This is a genomic window from Aeromonas tecta (assembly GCF_000820185.1).
Taxonomy (GTDB): domain Bacteria; phylum Pseudomonadota; class Gammaproteobacteria; order Enterobacterales; family Aeromonadaceae; genus Aeromonas; species Aeromonas tecta.
Genome location: NZ_CDCA01000008.1, coordinates 101512 through 112046, shown reverse-complemented (window position 1 = coordinate 112046; position 10535 = coordinate 101512). Strand labels below are relative to the sequence as shown.

Sequence of the window (10535 nt, the reverse complement as noted above, 5' to 3'; positions counted from 1 at the left end):
GGATGGGATGGGATGGGATGCCAATTATCGCAGACACAAAAAAACCCATCTCAATCAATGAAATGGGTTCTCTATAGATGGCGGAGGAGGTGGGATTTGAACCCACGGATGGTCACCCATCGCCGGTTTTCAAGACCGGTGCATTCAGCCGCTCTGCCACCCCTCCGAACGGAGTGCATACTACGTCAGGCCCTTGTTCATATGCAATACATATTTGTTCTGGGATAGTAGGGCGAAACTGGCTGGGGTGCCGCTTGAAATCAGCACTCGTCATCCACACATTCAGTGCATACAATGCGTTAACGAAGCGGAATTTGCCGCCTCAACCCGGACATCAAGAGGACACCAAGATGGATACCCGTTCTATCTACACTGGCACCCAGAGTGCCGCGCGTGACACCAACAAGGTACTGCGCAACACCTATATGCTGCTCTCCCTCACGCTGGGCTTCTCCGCCGTGGTGGCCGGGATTGCCACCGTGATGAACATGCCGCCGCTGCACTGGGCCATCTTCCTCATCGGTGTCTACGGTCTGATGTTCCTGACCCAGAAGAACCGCGACAACGGCATGGGGCTGGTGTTCACCTTCGCCCTGACCGGTCTGATGGGCTATAGCCTGGGCCCCATCATCAACATGTACATGAACAACGGTGGTGGCGAGATCGTGATGACCGCCCTAGGTGGCACCGCGCTGACCTTCTTCGGTCTGTCGGCCTATGCCCTGACCACCAAGCGGGACCTCTCCTTCATCGGCGGCATGTTGTTCGTCGGTTTCTGGGTACTGCTGGTGGCCATGGTCGCCAACATCTTCCTGCAGATGAGTGCCCTGAGTCTGGCGCTGTCCGCCATGTTCATGCTGTTCTCCTCCGGTGCCATCTTGCTGACCACCCAGCAGATCATCCGTGGCGGCGAGACCAACTACATCTCCGCCACCGTGACCCTGTATGTTTCCATCTACAACATCTTCCTGAGCCTGCTGAGCCTGCTCGGTGGCAACCGCAACTAAGTACATCCAGTACCGAAAACCCCGCTACGGCGGGGTTTTTATTGGCCGCTCACCCTGCTAGGGTGGAGGCGAGTCGGTGTGCAACCTGATGCATGAACACAGGGAGCCCTGATTTGGATCAGGGCTCTTTCGTAACCGACAGAGTATCCTCTCGCTTTCGATTCGCTCAAGGGTTGTGCCTATCCCATGCCCATGGACTTCTCTGCTCTACTGCACCGCCAGCTAAGCGACAGTCATATCGATTTCACTGCACTCAAGGATGGTGTCTCCCATGCCCATTGATCTCGCGGGCCTGCTGCGCCGTCTGCTGTCTGACAGTCATATCTATTTCGCCCTCAAGGTGCTGCTGGCCATCGTGGGGCTGCTCGCCTTCGCCCTGGTGAGCGGCGACATCTCGCTGACCGTGCTGCTCTCCCTCGGGGTAGTGGCGGGCGCCATCGCCGAGACCGATGACAGCCTGTGGGGCCGGGTCAAGAACCTCGCCATGACGCTGGTGTGCTTCCTGTTTGCCTCCCTGTGCGTGCAATACCTCTTCCCCACCCCCTGGCTGTTTGCCCTGGGGCTGGCCGGTTCGACCTTTATCTTCGTGATGGTCGGGGCGCTCGGCCAGCGCTACGCCACCATCAGCTTCGGCTCCCTGCTCATCGCCATCTACACCATGTTGGGGGCCGCCAAGGCGCCGGATCTCTTCTACCAACCGCTGGCGCTCGGGGCGGGTGCCCTCTGGTACGGGCTGGTGTCGCTCATCTGGCTCTGGCTCTTGCCCTACAAGACGCTGCACGAGCAGCTCGCCCAAAGTTACTTCGTCCTCGGCCGCTACCTGCTGGAAAAATCCCGCTTCTTCCCGGCCGACGAGCACGGTGCCCAAGCCATCCGCCACAACCTGGCCCAGCTCAATATCAACCTGGTCAATGCCCTCAACCTGACCAAGACGGCGCTCAATGCCCGCCTCAGCACCCGTCATCAAGCGGCGCCCGAGCTCGCCAGCCTGCTGCGCCTCTATCTGCTGGCGCTGGAAATTCAGGAGCGCGCCACCTCCAGCCACTACCCCTACAGCAAGCTGGAGGCCGAACTCAAGCAAGGCATCGTACTCGATGGCTTCCAGGAGGTGTTCCTGCAACTCTCCGAGGCCTGCCAGCAACTTGGCTACGCCATCCTGGTGCACAAGCCTTATGCACACCATAAACGCATCCATTGGACCCTGGAGGCCCTCGGCGATCAGCTGGAGTTCACCCACCTCAAGCAGCACTATCCCAAGACGCTGCTGACGCCGATGAAGTTTCTGCGCCGCAACCTGGCCAGCATCAACCAGTTGCTGGCCAGCGCCGAGGAGCTGCAAAACCCGACCCAGCCCCCTGCCACCCTGCCAACCCTGGCGCGGCCGGCCCCCCTGCCACTGCTGACCCTGTTCAAGCAGCACCTGACCCCGAACTCCATGGTGTTTCGCCACGCCCTGCGCCTGTCGCTCGGGCTGGTGGTCGGCTATGGCATCTTGCAAGCCTTCAATCTGGACAAGGGCTACTGGATCCTGCTGACCGTCTTGTTCGTCTGCCAACCCAGCTACAGCGCCACCCGGCGCCGGCTGGTACAGCGCATGCTCGGCACCTTCGCCGGCATTCTGATCGGCATCCCCGTGCTCTGGCTGTTCCCCGAGCTGCACCTGCAACTGGGGATCATGGGGCTCGCCGCCTTCCTGTTCTTCACCCAGGTGCGCAGCAACTACAGCGCCGCCGTCTGCTTCATCACCCTCTATGTGCTGATGGCGTTCAACCTGCTCGATGGCATCGGCTTCGCCATCCTGGGGCCACGACTGCTCGACACCCTGCTCGGCTGCCTGCTCTCCTACGCGCTGGTGGCCTGGTTGTGGCCGGACTGGCAATACAAGCGGCTGCCAACCCTGATCGCCAACTCGCTCTCGGCCAACGCGCGCTATCTCTCGGCGGTGCTCGCCAGCCTGCATCGCCAGCGGGATGAGTCCCTCGACTACCGGGTGGCTCGCAAGTGTGCTCATCTCGCCGACAGCGAGCTGGCCATGGCCTGGCAGAGCATGCTGGTGGAGCCAAGCAAGCGCCGCCGCTTCCTCGATCTCTGCTTCACCCTCACCTGGCGCAACCATGCCCTGCTCTCCTACATCTCGGCCCTTGGCGCCCATCGTGACAGACTCGAACCCATTGCCGGGCTCGACGAGATCAGCCGTCACATCAGCCACACCCTGGAGAGCGCCGCCAGCCATCTGGCGGGGGACATGCCGGCGCAGATCGAGGGCCAGTGCCCGCTCATCGCCCCGGACAGCAGCGAGGAGCAGTTGATGCTAACCCAGCAGCTCAACCACATCAGCCAGCTGGCGGATGAGCTGTTGATACTGGCCAACGATGGCCACCTGCTCACCAGACATGGCCACTGATCCATGGGCGCACTGACCATGCGGGAGAATGAGTGGCGGGCTACGGTCTATCAGCAGCCGGTTGCTCACCCGAGGCCAAGGCGCTACCATGCCCGCCCCATCCCGATAGCCCCTTTGCGAGGAGCCCCTTATGTCTGAGCATCATCAGCTGGAATTTAACGGAAAAACCATAGAAACTGACGCCAAGGGCTATTTACGCCACACCTCTGACTGGAGCGAGGCGTTGGCACAGGTGCTGGCCGAGCAGGAAGGTATCGTACTGGAGGAGCCGCACTGGGAAGTGGTGCGCTTCGTGCGGGCGTTTTATCTGGAGTTCAACACCTCCCCCGCCATTCGCGCCTTGGTCAAGGCGATGGAGAAGCAGTATGGCCCCGAGAAGGGCAACAGCCGCTACCTCTACAAGCTGTTTCCGGAGGGACCCGCCAAGCAGGCCACCAAGATTGCCGGCCTGCCCAAACCGGTGAAATGCATCTAACAACCAGTTCAATGTCTGACTAGCCCCCCCGAACAGGGGCTAAAAAAATACCGCGCTCATCGGTGAGATGAAGCGCGGTATTTTTTTGTTCGGCCTTGGTCAAACCCGCATCAGGGGTTGTATGCCACCACAGAGCCACCGAGTCCGGTCATCTGGCTTATCTTGCTCTGCATGCCCTGCAGCTTGGCCTTGGAAACATCCGGCCCCACGAAGACCCGGGTGATCTGGCCTTGCACCGGCGTTCTCGGCGAGGTATGGGCCGAGTAGCCCGCCGCTCGCAGCTTGCTCACCAGCGCATTGACGCTGTCTGCGTTCTTGAAGGCGCCGAGCTGCAGGATCCAGCTGCCCTGGGCAGGTGCCGCCGCGGCAGGCGCCGGTGTAGCCGGGGTCGTCATCTTGCTCGCAATCAGATCATCCATCGACTTGATCTGACCCACCTGCGGTTTGGTTTCCACCGGTTTCTTCACCTCGACCGGCTTGGGAGGCACTGGCTTTGGTTTGGCCGGTTCGACCGGTTTCTTGGCCACTATCTCGGGTTTGGGCTGCGGCTTGGGCTGCGCCGCCGGTTGCGGCACCTGAGCGGCCGGTTGATTCCCATTGGCAGGCAGGGTCACCACATCACCGACCTCCTCGACCTGCCATTGTTCGGCGGCCGCCGCCTGTTGTTGGCTGGCGACGTGGTCTGCCGGCAAGGTGCTGGCGGCCGAGACCTGCAGCGCCGGCTTGGCCGGCTCCAGTTCCGGGCGCAGCGGGATATTGGCAAATGCCTCGTCCTTTTGTTCCAGCTTGCGGCCGTCCATCAGATCCGGCAGAAAAATGACAACCAGGGCGACCAGGATGACGGTCCCCACCAATCTGTTTTGAAACTTCGAAGCCAAGTTAACTCCTACCCATATTGCTTAGCCGTTATTGCCGGGTCGATTCGACCGCCGACCCCGTCAGCATGTCGGCGACAGTGTAAAACGAACCCAACATAATGACCATATCATCAGGACTCGATGCGGCCAGCAAAGGAGATCGATTGAACCAGCAAGCCCAACCAATGCCTCCTCTGACTGACCCGCTCACTACCGATCTAGGCTTGCGCCGTCGGCTCAGCTAGCACGGCCGCGACAGTGTAAAAGGAGCCGAACACAATCACCATGTCATCCGGCCCCGAGGCCGCCAGCGCCGCGTCATAAGCAGCGGTGACCGACTCGAATGTCATCGCGAGCCCCCGCTCACCGAGCGCCATCGCCAACTGAGCCGATGAGGCGGCGCGCGGACCGCTGAGGCTGGCGAGATACCAGTCGTCGATCAGGCCATCGAGTTCGGCAAGCGACCCCGCCATGTCCTTGTCTCTGAGCATGCCGACCACGGCGCGGCGTCGTCCACTGCAAGGGATCAGGCGCAGCTGGCTGGCGAGATAAGCCGCCGAATGGGGATTGTGAGCCACGTCGACGATGACCAGAGGCGCGCTTTGCAATCGCTGCATCCGGCCCGCCAGGCGAGCCTCCGCCAGCCCCTGCCGGATGGCACTCTCCGTCAATGGCAGACCAAGGGATTCCAGCGCCGCCAGCACGGTCACCGCATTCATCAGCGGCAACGCCGGTTTGGGGAGATCTAGCCAGTGCCGCTCGCCGTGGTAATCCCAACGCTCGCCATGCTCATCGCCATAAAAGTCCACCCCGACCTGACGCAAGCAGGCGCCAAGACGCAGCGCCTCGCTGGCAATGGTGGCAGGGGGATTTGGCTCGCCGCTGATGGCGGGCTTAGCCAAGCGATAGACGCCGGCTTTTTCCACCGCCACCGCCTCGCGGGTATCACCGAGCCAGTCGCAGTGATCCAGCGCGATGGAGGTGATCATGCCGACATCGGACTCCACCACATTGGTGGCGTCGAGTCGCCCACCCAGCCCCACTTCCAGCAGCAGCACATCCGGCGCGGCGCGGCGAAACAGCCAGAGCCCGGCGAGGGTCGCGAACTCGAAGAAGGTGAGCGCTATCTCGGCGCGAGCCGCTTCCACCGCGGCGAAGGCGTCGCAGTGATCTTGCTCGCAGAGCTCCTCACCATCGATACGCACCCGCTCGGTGAAGCGCAGCAGGTGCGGTGAGGAGTAGACCCCCACCTTGTAACCCGCCGCCATCAGTATGCTGGCTGCCATGGCGCAGGAAGATCCCTTGCCATTGGTACCCGCCACCGTGATGACCTTGAACGGCAGTTCGGTGAGGCTCATGCGCCGGGCGACGGCGCCAACGCGATCCAGTCCCATGTCGATATTGACCGGGTGGATCTGCTCCAAATAAGAAAGCCAGTCGACCAGCGACCGGCTTTGGGAAGACTGCATCTGTGAACTCATCTTACTCTTCGATTCACTCTTCAATGACTTGAGTGTTCATCAGCTTGGCCAGCAGGCTGGCCAGACGGTCGCGCATCTCGCGGCGGTCGATGATGAGATCGATGGCGCCCTTCTCCAGCAGGAACTCGGAACGCTGGAAGCCTTCTGGCAACTTCTCGCGCACGGTTTGCTCGATGACGCGGGGGCCGGCAAAGCCGATCAGCGCCTTGGGCTCGCCCACGTTGATGTCACCCAGCATCGCCAGACTGGCGGAGACGCCACCCATGGTGGGGTCGGTCAGCACGGAGATGAACGGCAGACCCGCCTTGGTGAGCCGGTCCAGCGCAGCGCTGGTCTTGGCCATCTGCATCAGGGAGAACAACGCTTCCTGCATCCGCGCCCCACCAGAGGTGGAGAAGCAGACCAGGCCGCGGCCTTCCTTGATGCTCTCCTCGACGGCGCGCACGAAGCGGGCACCGACCACGGAGGACATGGAGCCACCGATGAAGGAGAACTCGAATGAACAGGCGACGACCGGTACCCCCTTGAGGGTCCCCTTCACCACCACCAGCGCATCTTTTTCTCCCGTCTCTTTCTGAGCGGCAGACAAACGATCCTTGTAGCGCTTGGAATCCTTGAATTTCAAGATGTCCTGCGGCTCCAGCTCGGCACCGATCTCGGTGCGGCCCTGCTCGTCGAGGAAGCTCTCGAGGCGGGCGCGGGCGCGGATCCGCATATGATGATCACACTTGGGGCACACTTCGAGGTTGCGCTCCAGTTCTGCCCGGTAGAGCACCTGTTCGCAAGCGGTACACTTGGTCCACACCCCTTCCGGGATGTTGTGACGACGCGGTGTAGTGATCTTGCTCTTGGGAAGGATCTTCTCAAGCCAGCTCATGGAATTCCTTAATGCATTTGTGCCTGACAAAACGCATCGGGCCTAGATTGTTCAATGACTTAACGGCTCGATGGCAATAAATAACGGGTCATTAAACCACAAATTTTCGGGCCCAGTTACTAAAAACTGGTCGTACCCGGTGCCGAGTCCGGCAGCCAGAGCGGGCCGAGTGGCAGCTGCGGCAGGCCAAATTCGGCCGGGTAATCCACATCCACCAGATAGAGGCCGCCCGCCTTGGCGGTCGGACCGGCCAGATTGCGATCCTTGGCCGCCAAGACCTCGGCAATCCACTCCACCGGTTTGAGCCCCTGCCCCACCAGCAGCAGGGAGCCGGTGATGTTGCGCACCATGTGGTGCAAGAAGGCATTGGCGCGGATATCCAGCACGATATAAGGCCCCTCGCGGCTGACGCACAGGTGCGTCACATTGCGCCAGGGGGTGTTGGACTGGCAGGCGATGGCCCTGAAGGTGCTGAAGTCATGCTCCCCCAGCAGGCTCTGACCGGCCTGGTGCATCAGCGCCGCGTCTATGGTCTCGTGATAGTGGCTGACGCCGCTGCCGAGGATGGCGGGACGATAGTTGTGGTTATAGATGACATAACGGTAGCGACGGGCGGTGGCGCTGAAGCGGGCGTGGAACTGCTCGTCCACCACCTTGACCCAGCGCACGGCGATGTCCGGCGGCAGATTGGAGTTGAGACCCAGGGTCCAGGCGGATTCGGCGCGATTGGACTCGGTATCGAAATGGATCACCTGACCGGTGGCATGCACCCCGGCGTCGGTGCGACCGGCGCACTGAATGGAGACAGGGTGGTTGGCGATGCGGCTGAGCGCCTTTTCCAATTCGGCCTGTACGCTGATCACTTCTCGCTGACGCTGCCAGCCGAAATAGCGGCTGCCGTCATATTCAATACCTAGGGCGATTCGCATGGATAACTTATGTCTTATTAAGGAAACGAGGAAAGAAACGGGGCGGATTATACCCGCTTGGGCCGAAAAGTCCCAAACCGGCGCGCGCTCTCCCTACGAGGCCCTATAACAAGGAGGGCAGCCCGCGGGCTGCCCTCCTTGTCGATATCAGACTGTCGCGGCCGCTATCCCAGCCGCTTGAGCAGCTTCTCGGCCTCGGCGCGCTGGTGCGTCGTGCCTTGGGCCGAGGCCTCTTGCAGCAGCTCGCGGGCACTCTCCTTGTCGTCGATCTCGAGATAGGCACGCGCCAGATCCAGCTTGGCCCCCACCCCGCCATCGTCGGCGTCCACGTCAAAACCGGTAGATTGGGGCAATACCTCGGGGAAACCGTCCAGCCCCACGTCCAGCGAGAAGCCCTGATAGGGTTCCTGCTCGGTGCTGCTGGCATTGGCCTCGGCCAGCAACTTGTCGATCTCGACATAGTCGTTCGCCTGCACCTGCTCGCGGGGCTTCACATCGCTTTGATGGGACTCCACCTCGGTGAAGGCATCCTCGAAATCGGCAAGCGCCAGTTCGTTGGGATCCCAAGTAGGTGCGGGCGCCGCCTTGCTCTGTGTCGGCTCCAGCCCCAGCTCGGCCAGCATGTCGTCGACATCGTCCTTGCCATAACCGGCGGCCGCGCTCTGTCCCGCCGCAGGCTTGTCCATCGCGGGCTCGCTGAAACCGGATTCAAAATCGCTCAAGTCGAAATTGGCGAGCTCCTCGTCGCGGCGAGAGCGGGGCAGCGCCTGTTCATGATCCCGCGCCAGATCCTCATCCAGCTCGGCAAACAGGGCCGCCTGCAGCTCCTCCTCACTCATGATCTCATTGCTGGCGCGGGTGGAGGGGTTGAACTCACCGGCCAGGTCGAGATCCGGCTCAGAGGGCAGATCGAAGGAGCCCTCATGTGCCAGGTCGAGTTCGGGGACCAGATCCGGATCCCGCTTGCCGGACTGCGCCGCCGGTTCTTCGTCAAATGCCGACAAGGCCAGCTCGCCATCATCGCTGAAGATGACATCATTCGATTCTTTCGACCCATCCACCGCCCTGTAACCATCCTGGGCATTGAGATCCGGCATGGGGTGCATGGGTTCATCGTCGGCGATACCGACCGTCATCAGCTGATCGAACTCGCTGCTCTCCTCCCCCATCACCATGGCGGTGGACTCGGACAGGCTCTTCTCCTGCTCTTCCAGCTCACGGCGGGCGCGGGCCCTCAACCAGAGTGTCACCAATGCCAGCACCAGCAGCACCGGCAGCAGGATGATCATGGCGAGGTTGAGCGGAGAGGAGAGCAGCTCCATCAGCCAGTTCTGTTTGGGCTCAGGCGCCACCACTGGCGGCACCGGCTGGGCCTTGAGCTCGGCCACCTCTTTTTGCAGCGCGGTCTGATCCTGCAGCTGCGCCTTGAGGGTCTCCACCTCTTCGGTCAAAGATTGCAGGCGCAGCTTGAGCCTGTGATTCATCTCGGTGACCTGGCCGAGCTGGGCATTGGCATCTTCCAGCGCCAGTGCCATCTCGGTAGAGGGCTTGCCGACCAGGGTGCTGACCGGGGTGGCCAGATCCGCCGGCAGAGGTGCCGGAGCTGTCCCACTGGCGGCGCTGGGCGCGGCGACCTGGGGCTCTGCGGCCTTGGTAGGTGCCTTCACCTCGGCGGCCACTTGCAGCGCCTCGGCCTTGGGCGCCGGTGCGGGAATGGGGGCAGCCTTGGCCACCGGGGCCTTGGCGGGCACGGCGGCGGGTTTGCTCTCAACCGGCTTGGCGGGCTGAGGATGTTTGCTGGCCAGATATTTGGGGCTCAGCCCCTTCCAGCTGGCATTGTCGCTGTTGAAGCGCTGACGTGCCTGCGCATCCGTGATGCGACTCGCCTCGGCGGCGCTGGGCAACTGAATATGGGATCCCACCAGGATGTGGTTGATGTTGCCATCGGCAAAACTGCGGGGATTCTTGTCGTAGATCGCCACCATGGTCTGGTAGACGGTCACCCGATTGGAGGGTCTATGCTTGCTCGCCAGACTCCAGAGGGTATCGGTGGGGCGAACGGGACCATAGCTGCCCTGGGCACTGGCAACCTGACGCACGATGGGCTGCGCCTTGGGCAAGACGACGGGAGCCACAGGCTGGGCCTGAGGCTGCGGTTGCACCGCGGGTGGCGGTGAGCCATCCGGCCCCTTGAGCTCGACAAAGAATGGCTCTCGCCCCGCCTCATCGGCCTGAACCGTGCCCAGAAGACCCAATGCGAGTAGCGTTGCCAGCGTTATGCGGGAATGTCCCATGTTCGTTCCTTCGTATGATGGCCCTATCACATTGAAAAATCTGGATAGTTACCCCAAAACAATCGGCTCAATATAAATCAGGCCCGAGTCTCAAGCCAGCGATCCGACACATTTAGCACCAACTCGTGTCAGCCTGCTGGCAAGAGTGTAGAAAAAAACTTAATCGACTGATATCGCGTCACATTCTGAGTGCAAAAGAGTGCGGCCCCGG

General features: G+C 61.6%; 8 protein-coding genes and 1 tRNA gene. 3 read left to right on the top strand and 6 right to left on the bottom strand.

All coding sequences use genetic code 11. From position 1 onward, the window contains the following. Positions 1-78 precede the first annotated feature (78 nt). Positions 79-166, bottom strand: a tRNA-Ser gene (locus tag BN1137_RS00960). A 184-nt stretch (positions 167-350) separates the two neighbouring features. On the opposite strand from BN1137_RS00960, the gene BN1137_RS00955 reads away from it, so the two are divergent. The 3 genes from BN1137_RS00955 (at position 351) to BN1137_RS00945 (ending at position 3886) form a co-directional block, all read left to right on the top strand. Next, complete coding sequence (locus BN1137_RS00955) at positions 351-1007, top strand: Bax inhibitor-1/YccA family protein (protein WP_050716806.1); 657 nt, start codon at positions 351-353, stop codon at positions 1005-1007. Positions 1008-1278: 271 nt separating this feature from the next. Further along, positions 1279-3411, top strand: coding sequence for a YccS family putative transporter (gene yccS, locus BN1137_RS00950; protein WP_050716805.1), 2133 nt, complete (start codon positions 1279-1281; stop codon positions 3409-3411). A gap of 130 nt (positions 3412-3541) precedes the next feature. Next, positions 3542-3886: a TusE/DsrC/DsvC family sulfur relay protein gene (locus BN1137_RS00945; protein ID WP_050716804.1), complete on the top strand. Its 345-nt coding sequence runs from the start codon at positions 3542-3544 to the stop codon at positions 3884-3886. Positions 3887-3996: 110 nt separating this feature from the next. Here BN1137_RS00945 and dedD read toward each other — a convergent pair whose 3' ends face one another. From dedD to BN1137_RS00920, 5 genes are all read right to left on the bottom strand, one after another. Next, a complete protein-coding gene (gene dedD, locus BN1137_RS00940) occupies positions 3997-4764 on the bottom strand; it encodes a cell division protein DedD (protein ID WP_050716803.1) in 768 nt (255 codons plus the stop codon). 197 nt (positions 4765-4961) lie between these two features. After that, on the bottom strand, positions 4962-6224 hold the full coding sequence (gene folC, locus BN1137_RS00935; protein WP_050716802.1) for a bifunctional tetrahydrofolate synthase/dihydrofolate synthase: 1263 nt from the start codon (positions 6222-6224) through the stop codon (positions 4962-4964). 13 nt (positions 6225-6237) lie between these two features. Then, on the bottom strand, positions 6238-7101 hold the full coding sequence (gene accD / locus BN1137_RS00930; protein WP_050716801.1) for an acetyl-CoA carboxylase, carboxyltransferase subunit beta: 864 nt from the start codon (positions 7099-7101) through the stop codon (positions 6238-6240). A 119-nt stretch (positions 7102-7220) separates the two neighbouring features. Beyond that, the gene (gene truA / locus BN1137_RS00925) at positions 7221-8030 is read right to left on the bottom strand and encodes a tRNA pseudouridine(38-40) synthase TruA (protein WP_050716800.1); all 810 of its coding nucleotides are present in this window, start codon (positions 8028-8030) and stop codon (positions 7221-7223) included. 164 nt (positions 8031-8194) lie between these two features. Beyond that, entirely contained in the window at positions 8195-10324 is a 2130-nt protein-coding gene (locus BN1137_RS00920; RefSeq protein ID WP_050716799.1) for a FimV/HubP family polar landmark protein, read from the bottom strand. Positions 10325-10535: the final 211 nt, after the last annotated feature.